The 15,447-nt window shown below is 40.4% G+C and carries 16 protein-coding genes and 1 pseudogene; 7 read left to right on the plus strand and 10 right to left on the minus strand.

Annotated elements, in window-relative coordinates; genetic code table 11:
- Positions 1-473 precede the first annotated feature (473 nt).
- Both ICL16_RS16985 and ICL16_RS16990 read right to left on the minus strand, forming a co-directional pair.
- Positions 474-1,106, minus strand: a complete 633-nt coding sequence (locus tag ICL16_RS16985; protein ID WP_190829846.1) for an NmrA family NAD(P)-binding protein — start codon at positions 1,104-1,106, stop codon at positions 474-476.
- Between the two features lie 277 nt (positions 1,107-1,383).
- Positions 1,384-2,691, minus strand: coding sequence for an IS701 family transposase (locus tag ICL16_RS16990; protein ID WP_190829849.1), 1,308 nt, complete (start codon positions 2,689-2,691; stop codon positions 1,384-1,386).
- A 102-nt stretch (positions 2,692-2,793) separates the two neighbouring features.
- Here ICL16_RS16990 and ICL16_RS16995 point away from each other — a divergent pair, with 102 nt between their 5' ends.
- Together ICL16_RS16995 and ICL16_RS17000 are read left to right on the plus strand one after the other, a co-directional pair.
- The gene (locus ICL16_RS16995) at positions 2,794-2,967 is read left to right on the plus strand and encodes a helix-turn-helix domain-containing protein (RefSeq protein ID WP_238360812.1); all 174 of its coding nucleotides are present in this window, start codon (positions 2,794-2,796) and stop codon (positions 2,965-2,967) included.
- A 68-nt stretch (positions 2,968-3,035) separates the two neighbouring features.
- A complete protein-coding gene (locus ICL16_RS17000; RefSeq protein WP_190829882.1) occupies positions 3,036-4,202 on the plus strand; it encodes a pyridoxal phosphate-dependent aminotransferase in 1,167 nt (388 codons plus the stop codon).
- Positions 4,203-4,366: 164 nt separating this feature from the next.
- Here the strand turns inward: ICL16_RS17000 and ICL16_RS17005 are convergent, their stop codons facing one another.
- From ICL16_RS17005 to ICL16_RS17025, 5 genes are all read right to left on the minus strand, one after another.
- Positions 4,367-5,803 (minus strand): bifunctional orotidine-5'-phosphate decarboxylase/orotate phosphoribosyltransferase, encoded by a 1,437-nt coding sequence (locus ICL16_RS17005; RefSeq protein WP_190829853.1) that lies wholly within the window; start codon positions 5,801-5,803, stop codon positions 4,367-4,369.
- Between the two features lie 54 nt (positions 5,804-5,857).
- Positions 5,858-6,577 (minus strand): molybdopterin-dependent oxidoreductase, encoded by a 720-nt coding sequence (locus ICL16_RS17010; RefSeq protein ID WP_190829856.1) that lies wholly within the window; start codon positions 6,575-6,577, stop codon positions 5,858-5,860.
- Positions 6,578-6,600: 23 nt separating this feature from the next.
- Positions 6,601-7,200, minus strand: a complete 600-nt coding sequence (locus ICL16_RS17015; RefSeq protein ID WP_190829858.1) for a cytochrome b/b6 domain-containing protein — start codon at positions 7,198-7,200, stop codon at positions 6,601-6,603.
- A gap of 92 nt (positions 7,201-7,292) precedes the next feature.
- Positions 7,293-8,888 carry a GAF domain-containing sensor histidine kinase gene (locus ICL16_RS17020; RefSeq protein ID WP_190829860.1) on the minus strand — a complete coding sequence of 532 codons (1,596 nt, stop codon included), beginning with the start codon at positions 8,886-8,888 and terminating at the stop codon, positions 7,293-7,295.
- A 47-nt stretch (positions 8,889-8,935) separates the two neighbouring features.
- A complete protein-coding gene (locus ICL16_RS17025) occupies positions 8,936-9,190 on the minus strand; it encodes a hypothetical protein (RefSeq protein ID WP_190829863.1) in 255 nt (84 codons plus the stop codon).
- Between the two features lie 424 nt (positions 9,191-9,614).
- Between ICL16_RS17025 and ICL16_RS17030 the strand changes: the two genes are divergently transcribed.
- Positions 9,615-11,570: an AAA-like domain-containing protein gene (locus tag ICL16_RS17030; RefSeq protein ID WP_190829865.1), complete on the plus strand. Its 1,956-nt coding sequence runs from the start codon at positions 9,615-9,617 to the stop codon at positions 11,568-11,570.
- Positions 11,571-11,718: 148 nt separating this feature from the next.
- Positions 11,719-12,180: a DUF4383 domain-containing protein gene (locus tag ICL16_RS17035; protein WP_190829867.1), complete on the plus strand. Its 462-nt coding sequence runs from the start codon at positions 11,719-11,721 to the stop codon at positions 12,178-12,180.
- Between the two features lie 102 nt (positions 12,181-12,282).
- Here ICL16_RS17035 and ICL16_RS17040 read toward each other — a convergent pair whose 3' ends face one another.
- Complete coding sequence (locus tag ICL16_RS17040) at positions 12,283-12,651, minus strand: signal peptidase I (RefSeq protein ID WP_190829869.1); 369 nt, start codon at positions 12,649-12,651, stop codon at positions 12,283-12,285.
- 153 nt (positions 12,652-12,804) lie between these two features.
- Here ICL16_RS17040 and ICL16_RS17045 point away from each other — a divergent pair, with 153 nt between their 5' ends.
- The 3 genes from ICL16_RS17045 to ICL16_RS17055 all read left to right on the plus strand — a co-directional run bounded on the left by ICL16_RS17045 (position 12,805) and on the right by ICL16_RS17055 (position 14,337).
- A complete protein-coding gene (locus tag ICL16_RS17045; protein WP_190829872.1) occupies positions 12,805-13,452 on the plus strand; it encodes a DEAD/DEAH box helicase family protein in 648 nt (215 codons plus the stop codon).
- Positions 13,376-14,065, plus strand: coding sequence for a DEAD/DEAH box helicase (locus ICL16_RS17050; RefSeq protein WP_190829875.1), 690 nt, complete (start codon positions 13,376-13,378; stop codon positions 14,063-14,065). The genes ICL16_RS17045 and ICL16_RS17050 overlap by 77 nt, the downstream gene beginning before the upstream one ends.
- Before the next feature lie 122 nt (positions 14,066-14,187).
- On the plus strand, positions 14,188-14,337 hold the full coding sequence (locus ICL16_RS17055) for a hypothetical protein (protein ID WP_238360813.1): 150 nt from the start codon (positions 14,188-14,190) through the stop codon (positions 14,335-14,337).
- 3 nt (positions 14,338-14,340) lie between these two features.
- On the opposite strand, the gene ICL16_RS17060 is transcribed toward ICL16_RS17055, so the two are convergent.
- Together ICL16_RS17060 and ICL16_RS17065 are read right to left on the minus strand one after the other, a co-directional pair.
- Positions 14,341-15,075: a DUF4058 family protein gene (locus ICL16_RS17060; protein WP_190829877.1), complete on the minus strand. Its 735-nt coding sequence runs from the start codon at positions 15,073-15,075 to the stop codon at positions 14,341-14,343.
- A 138-nt stretch (positions 15,076-15,213) separates the two neighbouring features.
- Positions 15,214-15,447: pseudogene (locus tag ICL16_RS17065) on the minus strand (hypothetical protein); the annotation flags it as partial.

A 15,447-nucleotide genomic window follows, 5' to 3' on the forward strand; every position in this document is an offset into this window, starting at 1 on the left:
TTTCCAATTTAAACAGCTAAAAAGAAATAATTTGAGTGACTAAAATTGCCTTATCACTACATATTTACCACTACCCAAAATTTTGTACCGTAAAACTAAGCTTTCACCCCTTTTCCTCTCCTACACTTGCCCATAAATAACCATTTTTGGTGATGTTTTCATCTTCAGCCGACATCAAAGCCACGGTTTGAAACAACGTTAAATCAACGTGAGTTCGATGGACTAAAAAACGGCAGGAGGAAGAGCAGGTAAGTCTTTTGGATAAATACTGGAGTTTGGACTAAAAGCTCAGGTTCAGAAAAAAGTACTTAGAGAATTAGAGATAAAAAATCGACATAAATACTGCACTGAAGACTAAAGGGTTAAAAGAAAAGCAATCAGTAGTAACACTGACTGCTGTAAAGTAAATGAATGTAATCTGTAAATCATTGCGTGATGATCCTGACACAATTAGAAGAATTCCGGCAAGCAATCTATGATTGTTTGGGTAATGCGCTCATATGCCGTGTTTGAACTGATGGACGCAGTATAAGCATTGTTTTCACCCATTGTGCAAGAGTTGTTGCTGTTGTCGTCTGTGGTGTGCGCGGTTCTGCTGCATAGGCGTTTTGCTGAGTAAAAGCATGAAACATCAAAAGAAATTGCTCAGCGCCATCAGCAGAGGCTCCGTGGGAAAGCAAAACTTGACGAAACTGCTCTGGTGGCAAAGATACATAGCGTATAGTCTTCCCTAAAACGTCAGACATAATTTTCGCCGCCTCGTCAAAACTCAAGTCGGCTGCACCGTGAACTGCTAATACATTATGTCCAACCCAGGAGCGATCGCGCAAATATTTAGCAGCGACACTTGCAATATCTTGTGTAGCAACCATCGGGATGGGATAATCACCAGGAGCAGGGTAATAAAAGCAACCTTGATCCTGAATTGCCTGCAATTGAGTCAAAAAATTCTCCATAAAGTTGCCGCACCTTAAATGTAAAATATTGGTAGCTACAGCATCTAAAGCACCCTCAACATCGTGTAATCCAGAAACTGGACCTGCATTAATGACGCCGCCTCCTCCACTAGATACATGAACAACATAAGGAATGCTATTTGCCTGCACAGCTTGAGCCGCAACATCACCAAACTGTTGATACCAAGCGCGTAAATTAGCGCTCTTTTATGTCTCTAGCGAGAGAAAAACATCTCGAATCTTAAAAAGTCTTGCAGTTTTGCATGAGCGATGTCATCGTTGATCTTCGTTATATTCCGAGCTTGAGTTCTGGCAAAGAAAAAAAATCCCCACGAATATCCTGAAACTTTGTTTTAAGCTTGGATACATTCTACACATATTAAGAGTGAATCATTGAAAATTCATGAGTAAAAGCACCTACTTATTTTTATCCAGAATCCACTGGTACATAGCCAGGAAAGCAATTCATAATTTCTAGAATTTTCTCAAATCCCACCTGCAAGTTTTCATTAATAAAAACTGTCAACCAAGGTTTGATTAAATTCCAAAAAATGTATGGTTGAATAACCAATCTTATATTGTTTAATGTAGATTTCCATCCTTTTTTGTAATCCCACCACTCATGCTTGCTAAAACCTGAAGGTTCGACATTATTTGACTCGGATGATTGGTGGCTGAATGATTCATTTCTAGCCTGAGCATGTAAACTTACAAAGAAATAAACGCTCAGAACAATTTCCCACCATTTTTCTATTTGATGGTATTCTGTCAGCCGAAAATCTGCCCAACCTAGTTCATTTTTACCTTGCTTGAAAGCATATTCGACCCAATTACGAAGCCCATAAAAATTTCCTAGCTTTGATGATACATCACTTTTTAAATCTGTTTTAACATACCATGTCTGATTTTTTGGTAACTGTTCTGGGTCAGTTGTAATTCGCCAATATGTTTCTGGTTTCTCTAAATCAAAAGTTATTTGCTGTATAGATCTTTTTTCTTGTTTCCCATTATTAAATACACGCTCAAACTCTGACCACTCTCCGTTAGGAGCTGTTTGAAGCGGTGATACCAATTCTTTGTTGTTACTTCTTATTGCTAGTAAATAGTGTTTTTCGTATTTTGTTAGTGCTGATACAAATGTCGGACTTTCGCCATAAAGACTATCAGCTAAGACTAAATCAAAATTAAATCCCCATTCAATTAGTGTTTCAATAATTTCCACTGCTAACTGAGGTTTAGTTTTGTACGCTTCTCCTTCTTTAAGTCTTTTTCTTGGTTTGTATATTAAAAATATTAGCGGAAATGTTAATTCGTCTAATACCCCATATGCATTCACCGAAACTATACCATTCTCAACTTTCCCTAAGTTCCCAATATATTGCCTTGACACATAATCAGTATGATTTCCTTTCTTTTTATCTCCTGTTTCATCAATTACTAACTTAAATGCTCTTCCTTTTAGCATTTTTAAAGTTAGCTCTAATCGCCTACTTCTTAACTCTACTACTGACCAAGGTGAATCTGTCAGAAAATTTTGTAATGGTTGTGCATCATGTAAACCTACAGACTTTGCTATTTCTGGTAAAGATTTTCGTTTAATATCCGACAAAATTCCTACATGAAGATATTTGAAGTTCTCAAACGTTCTTACTTCTGGGAATAAGTCCTTATACTCATCACAGTACTGGTCTACTATGGTGATTGTACTTGTAGCTTTTCTCGGAATCAACCTCACACCTCAAGCACCTAACGGAAAACAGGTTTATTTTACTACCGCCAGAGACATAAAAGAGCGTTAGTTGGCACTCCACCGTTGAAGTATCTAACAAATTATCGTATGCAAAAAGCTGTTGAACTGCTACACGACGAAAATTTGACAGTTAAGGAAATTGCGGTGCTGGTTGGTTATGATTCAGAAGTGGCATTTAATCAAGCATTTAAACGCTCTTATGGCTTTCCTCCTGGTGTATTTCGTCGCGCAAGCATTAGTACTCTGCTAAGGAATTCTTAAAAGACAAATCTCGCTCAAGATTGTGAGGTATTGTTTAAAAGGTGAGAAGTTTGCCCAAGAAAGTGACGATGAAGCTGGCAGAACGAGTAAGTCATGTAAAACCCTCTCTAACCTTAGCTATCGCGGCGAAAGCTAAGGCTATGAAAGCAGAAGGAATTGATGTTTGTAGTTTTAGTGCTGGGGAACCCGATTTTGATAGCCCAGCGCATATCAAAGCTGCAGCCCAAAAGGCTTTGGATGAAGGTAAGACTAAGTATGGTGCAGCAGCAGGTGAACCAAAGTTAAGGGAAGCGATCGCTCATAAGCTCAAAGCTGATAATGGGCTTGACTACAAAGCCGAAAATGTCATCGTCACTAATGGCGGTAAACATTCCCTTTTTAACTTAATTTTGGCACTAATTGAACCAGGAGATGAGGTAATTATTCCTGCGCCCTACTGGCTAAGTTATCCGGAAATGGTGACATTGGCTGGGGGGAATGCAATTATTGTGAACACAGATGCTTCTACTGGTTACAAAATTACCCCCCAACTTTTACGCGAGTCAATTACACCCCAAACTAAGCTATTTGTCCTTAACTCGCCATCTAATCCTACTGGGATGGTATATACACCCCAAGAAATTAAGGCGCTGGCAGAGGTAATAATTGATGCCGATATTCTTGTTGTTTCCGACGAGATTTATGAGAAAATTCTCTACGACGGTGCAGAACACGTAAGTATTGGTGCGCTTGGAAAGGAAATTTTTGACCGCACTATTATTAGTAATGGGTTTGCCAAAGCATACTCAATGACAGGGTGGCGCGTTGGTTATTTAGCAGGACCAATAGAGTTGATCAAAGCGACGAATACCATTCAAGGACATAGTACATCGAATGTGTGTACTTTTGCTCAATATGGTGCGATCGCAGCTTTGCAAGGTTCGCAAGACTGTGTAGAAGAAATGCGTCAAGCTTTTGCTCAACGACGCCAAGTTATGTTAGCAAGACTTAACGCCATTTCCGGATTAAGTTGTACCAAACCAGAGGGTGCTTTCTACCTGTTTCCAGACATTAGCAAAACTGGACTCAAATCCCTAGATTTTTGTAATGCTCTACTGGAAAAAGAGCAAGTAGCAGTAATTCCAGGTATTGCCTTTGGTGCAGATGACAACATTCGTCTTTCCTATGCCACAGATATGGCAACAATTGAGAAGGGCATGGATAGATTAGAGAAATTTGTCAAATCTGTCATTTAGATGGATATCACAAATTAAATGTTTGTAGTTAGCGCTGAGTGCGCTAAAGCACTAACTACGAGCAAGCTTCAAATTTCTAGCCTGCGCAGGCTTTGAACGTGTAGCCACACCATGGGCGGGTGTCGGTTACAAAAATGACATGCTCCCGCTCAAAAGCTATCCAATCACACTGCTAAGAAAGCATTTAATTGCTCTTGATTTATTCGCCCAGCTTGATGTAAGGTTTCTACAATTTGCGAAAGTGCTAAAACTGAATGACCACGATAACCATTTTCTCGTAACCGCTCTTTCACTCCTTGTTCATGATCAATAAGTACCACAATATCATTAACATTTAATCCCGCCGATTTTAACTTTCCTGCTCCTTCCATAGCACTTTTGCCACTGATCAAAATATCATCAACTACCACAACAGTTTCACCTGGATAGAATTCACCTTCAATTACCCTGCGAGTTCCATGTGCTTTAACTTCTTTACGAGGAAAAATCATTGGGCGTTGAAGTTGTAAAGCTAAACCAGTAGCAGTAGGCAATGAACCGTAAGGAATACCAGCTATTCTATCAAATTCAAGAGTTTTTAAGATATCGACGTAAGCACTGAGAACTTGATTAAAAAGTTGGGGAGTAGAAATAATTTTACGTAAATCAATATAGTAAGGAAATGTAGCTCCAGATGCTTGTACAAATTCGCCAAACATGATACAACCAATATCATAAAGTTGTAAAATCAAATCCTGATAAGGGTGCTGATTTAAAAAACAAACATCAGGTATCCAGACAGAACAACTTAAAGCATTACTAATAATTGTAGTTTTTGCTTGTATAATTTCTTCATGTAAAGACTGGACTTGTTGAGCTAAATTATCCTGTGATAACATATCTTGGGGAACAGGGATCAATAAACCATTACCGTTAGTATTCAAACCAGCAGCGAGAATTTCGCTCAGATTACTTCCCTCTGCCCAAATGCTGCGAGCTATAATAGTTCTTTCCGGTGCGAGCGCTCGAATCCGCCCTAAAACCTCAGCTTTTGTCGTGCCTACCTCCAAGCCCAATTGTTCTGGAGTTCCCCAAGTTTTGGATTCCTGCACTACCCGTAAATAAAGTGGTAAATCGTTGGTGTTGTTGGGATATTGCTGTAACTTTACTGCCGCAGGATTAGAAGTACAACACAAAACAAACACCGCCTTTCCAGGATAAACCAAAAACGGCGCAACCAGATCTTGTCCAACATAAGGACTTACAGTAATTGCATCCACACCCCACTGTGTAAAAACAGTTTGTGCGAAAATCGTACTAGTATTTAAATCACTGTGCTTAGCATCAAGAATAATTGGAATATGCTTCGGAATCGAACTCAAAGTGTGCTGTAGTAGTTCCAAACCAGGAGTACCCAAAGCCTGATAAAAACCAAGAGTAGGCTTATAAACACAGACGCGATCGCATGTTGCCGCAATAATAAATTGTAACCAATCCCAAAGACTAGAGATAAGATCAGAGGATTCATATCGAGAAGGCATCATCTCAGGATTAGGATCAAGCCCGACAAAAAGTAAACTTTGATTTTGAGATGCTTCATTTAACTTTTTTAAAAAGTTCATAATTGTTAATTGTTAATTGTTAATTGTTAATTGCTAATAGCTATTAACAAATTTTCAAAGTCCTGCAAACCATTCATAACCTTGATCTTCCCAATAACCCTTAAAAAGCGATAAATGACTAACCAGTGTAATTTGAGTCACCCACTTACTTTGCTTATAACCAAGTTTAACCGGAGAAGCCAAACGCAAAGGCGCACCATTATCAACAGGCAGAGGTTCACCATTTTTTTGATAAGCCAACAAAGTCTGGGGATGTAGTCCTGAAGCAATATCCCAACTTGAATAATAGCCATCAGCCGACTTGAAATAAACATATCTTACATTCGCTCGAGGTTGAGCAAGAGCAACAACATCTCGCAAACGAACCCCACCCCATTGCACAATCGCCGCCCAACCCTCAACACATACATGACGAATAATCATCGAAGTACTAGATAAAGCCCGAACATCAGCCATACTTAAACTCAGAGGATTATCTACCTCCCCATCAACAATCAAACGATACTTCTGTTCATCAATAACTGGAGTATTCCTAAAAGTATTAACAATCAACCCCTCTGGCTCAACCTCACTTGGTAAAAACTCTGGAACAAGCTTTTGCGGATTAAACAGCAAAGCCTCAACCTTTTGATTCAAAGGTTCAGAAACCTTCCCCACCAAATCCTCAAACAAAGGCGCACCACAACCACCCAGAAAAAAACTCAACCCAGCAAACCCAGAAACCTGAAAAAACTGACGACGTGTCAAACCACGAGATACACGAATTAAACTCATAATTATCTGATTTTATATTCAATTCACCAAAACATAGATTCCGTAAGCCGCTCACCCCCAGCCCTCCGCCCCAACCACGAATGAAGCATCGCAAAAACAATCACAATTGGCACCGAAGAAAAGTGAACAACTCTCAAAGCCTGCCAACTACCAAACATCTCCACAATCCAAGGAAATTGAGCAGGCTTATACATACCAATACCCGTAAACAAAGCCAGCAACAAAACAGGAAAAATCGCCGTATAAACAATCCGATGCCAAGCATAAACTAGACGTTGAGGATTTTTACTTTTTTGCAAAGCATTAAGATCGTTAACACCCACAAACCGATGTCGCCAACGCCTGGTAACTAAAATATAAATTCCATACCAGAAAAGATTCAAAGAAAATAACCACATAGCAGCAAAATGCCAATGCCTACCTCCTGCAAGCCAACCACCTAAAGTAAATATCAGAGGAATGTGTAATCCCTCACGCCCACCAAAAACCGGGTTAGCGTTGTAAATTTGTAGTCCACTGGTAAGCATGAGCGATAAGCTGATGATGTTCAGCCAATGGAAAGCTTTAGCTCCTAATGCTTGGGAGGGTAACTTGCGATTTTTAAAAGGAACGGTTGAAGTCATGGCGATACTTTTCATACCGTTATTATTTTAAACTAAGATACCCGACTTCTTAAAGAAGTCGGGTATCTTGTTGTGTGTTCAAGAATATCCCCCTAAAAGCTAGCTTGTTTTCTCATGTCGGCGTAGTTTCTTGCTTTTGTATTCATCTCAATGACAAACTCTGTACCTTGATTAATGCGAGAGTTACACCTGAGCTTACCTTGATGTTTATCAACAATAATTTGTTCGCTAATAGATAGCCCCAATCCCTTACCTTTACCCATAGGTTTGGTGGTAAAGAAAGGTTCAAATATGTGTCTTTGAATGTGGGGAAGAATGCCTTTGCCATTATCGGAAATCCGAATTATGACTTTTTGTTTCTTGGAATTTTTCTCCCTATATTCGTTGCCACCTACTAATGACAAGTGGCTGCTAACCACTTGTGTGCGAATCAAAATTTCGGGCATGAAAGAGAAATCTAGCCTCATTCTGTCTTCCAAAGCATCAATAGCATTGGTGAGGATATTCATGAATACCAGATTTAGTTCCCCAGGGAAACATTCAACTAATGGCAGATCCCCAAATTCTTTAATTACTTGAATACCTGGTTTATCTGGCTGTTCTTTGAGGCGGTGTTGTAAAATCCGCAAAACACTTTCAATTCCTTCGTGCAGATCGGCTTTTCTCATTTGACCATCATCAAAATGGGAAAAATTCTGCAAAGCAAAGACAATCTCTGTGATCCTCTCAGACCCTGCTCGCATTGACCATAACAATTTTAGCAGGTCTGTTTTGATAAAATCGAGGTCGAGACGTTGAATTTGTGTGGTAATGACTGTTCCTGGGTCAGGATAGAAGTGTTGGTAAAGTTCAATGAGCCGAATTAAATCTTCTGCATAATGACTAGCGGGATGCAAGGAGTTATGGATAAAGTTAACGGGGTTATTAATTTCGTTAGCCATATCCGCTACTAGTTGACCGAGATTCGCCATTTTCTCGTTCTGTAATAACTGTCCTTGGGCTTGTTTGAGTTCTTCGAGGGTGCTATCTAGCTGAAGAGTTTTTTCCTGCTCGATCGCTTGCGAAAATTGCTTTAAGGCGATTTCTCGGCGCACTTGCTCAAAAAGTTGGGCTTGCTGGACGGCGATCGCTATTTGTACACTTAACTGTTCAAGCCCATCTATTTCCCATGACTGCCAAGTGCGCTCAGTTAGGCAGTTATGGGCAATTAGTAATCCCCACAAGGGATTTTGGCGCTCCGATAACGTCGGCTCCAATTCTTCTACTCCCAAAATAATGGGAATAACTAAGCTTGCTTTGACCTCATATTGACATGATGCCTTAATTACACGTTTAATATAATGGTCGAACTCTTGTATGATGTAAGATAAACTACCATCAACACTTTTATTGCGGATTGTGGCAGGCAGAGAAATTGGCAAATCCATGCCCTGAATCAAAGTCAATTGTGCTGCCACAGACTCAAAAGCTACTACTCCGCTACCATCGGGAAGAAAGCGACAAATGATCATACGATCCGTTTGTAAAAACTGCCTGCCTTCTTCCACTGCTATTTGCAGCATTGGCTCCAGCCGTGAGCAGGAGTGAATGCCAGAGCGCATTCTTTTTAAAAGTTGATCCTGCTTGAGTTGGCGTTGTAAAGCCTCTTGTGCTGTCTGTTTAGTAATATTTTTGTCCGTCCCCTTCATTTTCACTAACTTCCCTGATTCGTCCCACTCAAATACCTTGCCCTGATTTAAAATCTACGAACACTCACACGTAAGTCAACCGTCGTCTTGATTAGACGAGCGTAAACGCTCTTGGTGACTTTGAGTGGAGATAATCGTTCCAGACTGCCTTGACCCTGGTAAGCATCTGTGGATTTACAAGTAGCTGATTCTTCTATATGCATAGCCTTCAGTATGATGAGGAAGATATCCGATCGCTCCTTCTTTTGCTGTTGATCGCACCCAGACCGTAAAAGCGAGAAAAGAGTTGGAGAAGTTAACAATTTGTTAACTTAGCTATGAATGAGTTGGATATATATCAGCAACTATCACTAATGTGTATGGAAGCTAGAGAAACGTAAACGGAAAAATGTAACCTGTCTTCTTTCCATCTCAGGCGAAATTTTGGAAAAGCTGGCTACATTTTTTTCAGAGTAAATTTAAATATGTCTAAAGAATAGTATATTATATTACAAAAAAATACTTTAATAGACAGTTAAAGCCTATATGAATAAAGCTGTAATCATTTGACCACAAAAGTTTCATGTTTTTTAAAAAATGTCAAGATAATTTTGTAGCTTTTTTCTCAGATTGTAACTGTTATTCCGATAATGGAGGCTACAATAAGCTAAATTTTTACCACCTAAACTTTTTCTACACCAGAGAATATTCTGGGAAAACCTGATCTCAAAATAGAACTAATGACTGATGAGTATAGATGAAGTTGTACTACTACTAAAGGCAAACCTGCCAAATGCTTTGACACCTCTTCAAGAAATGGTATTGCGCTCTTCGTGGGAGGGAAAAACTTACACCAATATAGCAGTTGAAGCACACTACGGAGAAGAGCGAGTCAGGAAAGTAGCTTCTAGTTTATGGCAGTTGTTAAGTGATTTTTGGCAAGAACCTATTAATAAATCTAACTTCCGCGCCAGTTTAGAACTGCGGCGTCTCAGCAGGGCGCAGCAGCAATTAATTAGAGAATTTAATCGCACAGCTACTGCCATATCCCTAGAATTTCCCAATGGTCCTGTATCCCTTGATTCCAAATTTTACATCCCTCGTCCACCTGTTGAAGAACTAGTATACGCACAAATAGCTGAGCAAAGATGTGTCATATGCATCAAAGCGCCAAAAAAAATGGGAAAAAGTTCCCTAATTATACGGATTTTAGCTCATGCGGCAACCCTGGGATATAGCACAGTAAGTTTAGATTTTCAACAAGCAGACAAAGCAGTATTTGCCAATCTAGATAAATTTTTACGCTGGTTCTGTGCTAATGTGAGTCGGGAATTAAAGCTAGAGCCAAAACTCAATGATTATTGGGACGAAGAAATGGGCAGCAAGATTAGTTGCTCACTCTATTTCCAAGAGTATTTACTACCCGCCCTGCAAAGTCCTGTTGTTCTGGCATTAAATGAATTGGATTGGGTATTTGAGCATCCAGACATTGCCGCAGATTTTTTGCCAATGCTACGATCTTGGTATGAACAAGCGACAAGAGTGGATAATTGGCAAAAACTCCGCCTTGTGATGGCTTACAGCACAGAAATTCTTGTTCCCTTGAGATTAACTCAATCGCCATTTAATATTGGTTTGCCCATCAAGTTACCGCCGTTTACAAAACAGCAGGTAGAAGATTTGGCAGAACGTCACGGACTCAACTGGGCAGATGGTTCGGAGGCTGATAAGTTGATGGCGATGGTGGGGGGACATCCTTATTTGGTGCGGCTAGCTTTGTATCACTTGGTAGGCAAGGGGGGATTGGAAAGGGATCTGGGAAGGCTTTTGCAACAAGCACCCCTTGAAGCAGGAATTTATCAGGAGCATTTGAGGCAGTACGTGTTAGCGTTGCAAAGTCAGCCAGAACTAAGATCTGGTTTTTATCAGGTGGTAACAGCTACAAGTCCCGTGAAGTTAGAGCCAGTGCTAGCGTATAAGTTACAGAGTATGGGGCTGGTGAATTTGGTGGGCAAGAGCGCTTCCCCTGCTTGTGAGTTGTACCGCTTGTATTTTCGAGAGCAACTTAACACACAACAGCAAATTGACAGTACTCGTGTTGAACAGCTAGAAAATGAAAACCAACAGTTACGTATACTTTCTCATTTAGATGAACTAACTCAGCTAGCAAATCGCCGTTATTTTAACACATACCTGCAAAAGTTATGGGATGCAGGCTCACACCGCTTTTTATCGCTAATTTTATGTGATATCGACTATTTCAAAATTTACAATAAAACTTATGGAGAAACAGCCGGAGACGATTGCTTACGCCAAATTGCTAACGCTATTCGTAATGTTGTTAGGCGTACATTGAGCAATAATAGCTTTTATACTAACAATGAGGTAACAAATGTTAAATACGAACGTAGTTCAGTGTTAGCGGCTCGTTATGGACCAGAAGAATTTGCCATTCTCACTCAACAAGATGCTACAGTGGCTTTACAAATGGCGGAAAATATTCGAGAGCAAGTCAAAGCTTTAGCAATTGAGTGTGATTATCCAGGGATTGATGGTCTTCCTGCTAATGTACTAACTGTTAGTGTAGGTGTCGCCTGCATTATTCCCGAACCACAAACTGAGCCTACTATTCTGATCAATGCTGCAGAAAAAGCTTTGTATCAAGCAAAAAGAAGGGGACGCGATCGCGTCGTCCTAAACTAATTGTACCAACACACAAAACTTTACTTAAAGACAACATTTATTAACATCAAATTCTCAAAAATATCACTTTGGATAGGCAAATTTATTCTTTATGGTGAGCTATCTTGATAGTAATAAAAATTCTTGCTATTACTATTAGCTCAATACTATGGGAACACGTTATTTTGCCCTGATTTGCGGCATCGTGTTTATACTACTTGGTATTTTTGGCTTTATACCAGGTATGGTTGCAACACCCGGTACTGGTGGACCGGCTGTTGTTGTTAAGACTGGATATGGTTATTTGCTAGAAGCATTCCCCATTAATATTCTCCATAACATTGTGCATTTAGCTGTCGGTATTTGGGGATTGGTTTCTTACAACAGGTACATCAGAGCGCGTCGTTACGCACGTGGTGTGGCAATCTTTTATGGAGTGCTGGCAATTATGGGATTGCTGCCAGTTCTGAATACGGTATTTGGCTTAATACCAATCTTTGGTAACAACGTTTGGCTTCATGCAATTACAGCAATAATTGCCGCCTATTTTGGATTCAAAACACCAACTACTGCTGATATGCGTGAGCATGAACGGGATCTGGTAGTAGGGCGAGGGCGTCACCGCTTCTAACACAATTTAATTATTGGCGTTGTGTATTTGTGATCCAAAGTGCATTTCTTGTGGGATGGGCATCTTGCCTGTCCTTTCTATTATGGGAAATATTTATAAAAATTATATTCCCACACTATCGCCTGACAAGGACGGCCATCTCACAGTAACAATAGTGCAGTCGGACTCAGCAACCCAAGTATGCCCCACACCAGGACACCAAAGAACATAATCACCAACACTAGCTAGTACAATCTCTCTATCCTCAAAAGTAAGGCGGAATTGCCCTTTGATTAAGATAGAAAGTGTAGTAGCTTCGTTATTTACTGCCCACTCCTTTCTGCTGTCTCCAGTTTTATGGTTAGCCCACTTCACTTCTAGTGCTTCAGTTGAGCGCGGATCTTCCACAGGGGTGATAAAGTGACCCAAGAACCATCCCCCTCGACTTGCGCTTTCAGTAACAGCGTTGCCAAAAATAACTTTAGATTCCATAATAGTAAAAAATAGTAAAAACAAGAGCGTAACTATTTTATTCTAAATACAACCCGCCCAGAAATAAATTTATGAGCTAATAGTATAAGATGGAAAGTTTATCGATGGACAGATGTTCAGCTAGCTGTTGATAGAGAACGGATCAAAGAACAATTGCTTCTGTTTCTTGAGCATGAAATTGCACAAGGAACTCTTGATGGTTTTTTGCCTCGCCAACAAGGAAGTGAAATCTCTTTACGCGAACATCAAACTGATGCACTACAGCAGCTAATTGAGCTAAGAAACCAAGGCAAGACAATTGCATTGTTAACTCATGCCACAGGTACAGGCAAAACCCATATTGCCTTGTTTGATGCTCGAAATCTTGGATTGAAAACTCTGTATCTAGCTCACCGAACTCCCCTGTTGTCACAAACCCAGGCAAGATTTGCAGAGATTTGGAAGGATGCTAGTTCTGCCATTTATCGCAACCGTCATCTTAAACCAGATACTCAGATTGTCTTGTCAACCATTCAAGCAATGGCAGCTTCACTAACTAACTTTAATGAGCGGGAGTTTGGTTACATTATTGTTGATGAGGCTCATCACGCTGCCGCAGAAACATATCGGAAAGTCCTTGGTTACTTTAAAGCCAAATTTATTTTAGGATTAACTGCCACACCGGAAAGACAGCAAGGGGCAATCCTTGATCGAGATATTTTAAAATTATGCTCATCGACTAGATTTGGAAGATGCGATCGCCAGTGGATTGCTTGTACCTATTCGGTGTGTGAGAGTTCGTACCAACGTCGATCTAACTAATATTCGCTTCAATGGAGTTGACTACCGCAGTGGGGATTTGGGCAAATATCTTTTTGTTCCCCTGCGCGATCAATTAATTGCTGATACTTATATCAATCATGCTTTGGGCAAGCAAGCGGTATGTTTCTGCATTGATGTAGAACATGCAGAACGCATGGCTTCTGAATTCAATCGGCGTAGTGTCCAAGCTGCTCACGTTTCTGAACGAATGGGGCATAGCCAGAGGCAAGAAATTCTTGAGGCTTATCAGGCTGGCGAAATTCAAGTTCTTTGTGCTTGTGATATTTTAAACGCGGGTTGGGATTCACCAGAAACAGAGGTGCTGTTAATGGCACGTCCAACTCTAAGTAAAGTAATATACGTTCAGCAATTAGGACGTGGAACTCGTCCTGCTCCTGGCAAAGAGTATCTGCTAGTTTTTGACTGTGAGATTGAAGCTATCATGCTGACAAAGCCATTGGAAAAATTCGAGCGCCGCCTCAAAGAAATCACTGTACTGAAATTTGCGGAACCTTTATGGAAAAGTCTTACCGACCAAGATAAAGCAGAACTGCAAAAATTAGCAGAAGCTGCTTTGCAAAGGTATTACTCGCAGTACATTTACGAAAACTAAATTCATACGTTAGAGTTTATCACACTCTGGTGTCATCATTACTGGACAAAGGAATATCGTCGCCTGCTTCGTAAGCTGCTTGTTCATCGGGTGTAGAAACTCCTTCTCACGTCCTTCAAGCTGTGGGATTACCTACTAATTTAATTGAAGGAGCGCTACGTATTGGCATCGGCAAATTTACAACCCGTGAAGAAATTGAACAAGCAGCATCCATTTTATCATCTGCTGTCAGCCTAGCTCGTCAAACCATAAATTCTTACACTTATGAATGACAATTACAAAAGTAAAATTCGCTGTTCGCGGCAAGTGCGATCGTAAGTCGCATTTAAATCAACGCTCATGCAAAGTTCGCCGCGTAGCCATAGCGGTAAGGTTGGCAGTTTTTCACCGATGCTAAAGCTTTCAAGCCAAATATCCAAGCTCGATTGGTTTGAACGCTCCACCACCCGATAGGCAACTGCATACAACCCGATGTCTCGTTTTAAACCTGCATTTGCTCTAGAAGTTTGCGGAGCAATTGTGCCTATTTTAGCAATCAATGCGTCATGCAAATTCGCATTTCTACTAGTGACAACATCAACCACCACAAGTCCAATCCCTTGTTGAAGATAAGTTTGACATTTTGCTACAAACGCATCTTGGTGTTTTGGTCGATCCTTATTAGCAGGACTCACAAGTTCAATCGCTCCTGCTAAAATCGGTCCTGCCTCACTGTTAAAAATGCTGATTTCGACAGCTTCACTAGTCGGCTGAAATGATAAGGTTTGCGATGGTTTTGGCGGTTTCCATTGCTGTTGAGCGTCGATTGGTAAGTCAACTCCTGCTTGAACCGATTCTTCAAAGGCGGCAACATCAATTTCAATACCAAACTGTACATTTGGCTCTGCAAAATATCCTTGTGGAAGGCGCTGGTTCAAATCTGAGGCGATGTAAGTTGCCCAAGCATTGTGAAAGGCGTGCCAATGCCGACGCTGGCTGAGCGGAGGATGAAAGTGATCCAACAAAACCATGTCATTATCACAATGTTTTTCTTTAGTATATACCAATCCACCTTTGTTGATTGTAAGTAGGTCGGTACAAATAAAATTAACTACTTAGGTCGTCATTTGTCCTTAGTAAATGTTGATGTGCGATCGCAGTCCTTCCAACTATCCAGTAACTACGTCTGTGGTGTGCGCATCAACTGGGAGCGCAACAGGTGGATTGGGATCATCTTGAAGTTGATAAGTAGGTGTAGCGAAAGCAGGCAGAATTACTTTCAATGCCTGTTTAACCACTTTAAACGTAACAGGTACTTCACCAATTGGATGCCCATCAATATGAACGGGTAACTTGGCAATCGAAGTGATCCGAACCATTTCGACTTGGTAGATTTCAATTTT

The organism is Iningainema tapete BLCC-T55 (assembly GCF_014698965.1).
GTDB lineage: Bacteria > Cyanobacteriota > Cyanobacteriia > Cyanobacteriales > Nostocaceae > Iningainema > Iningainema tapete.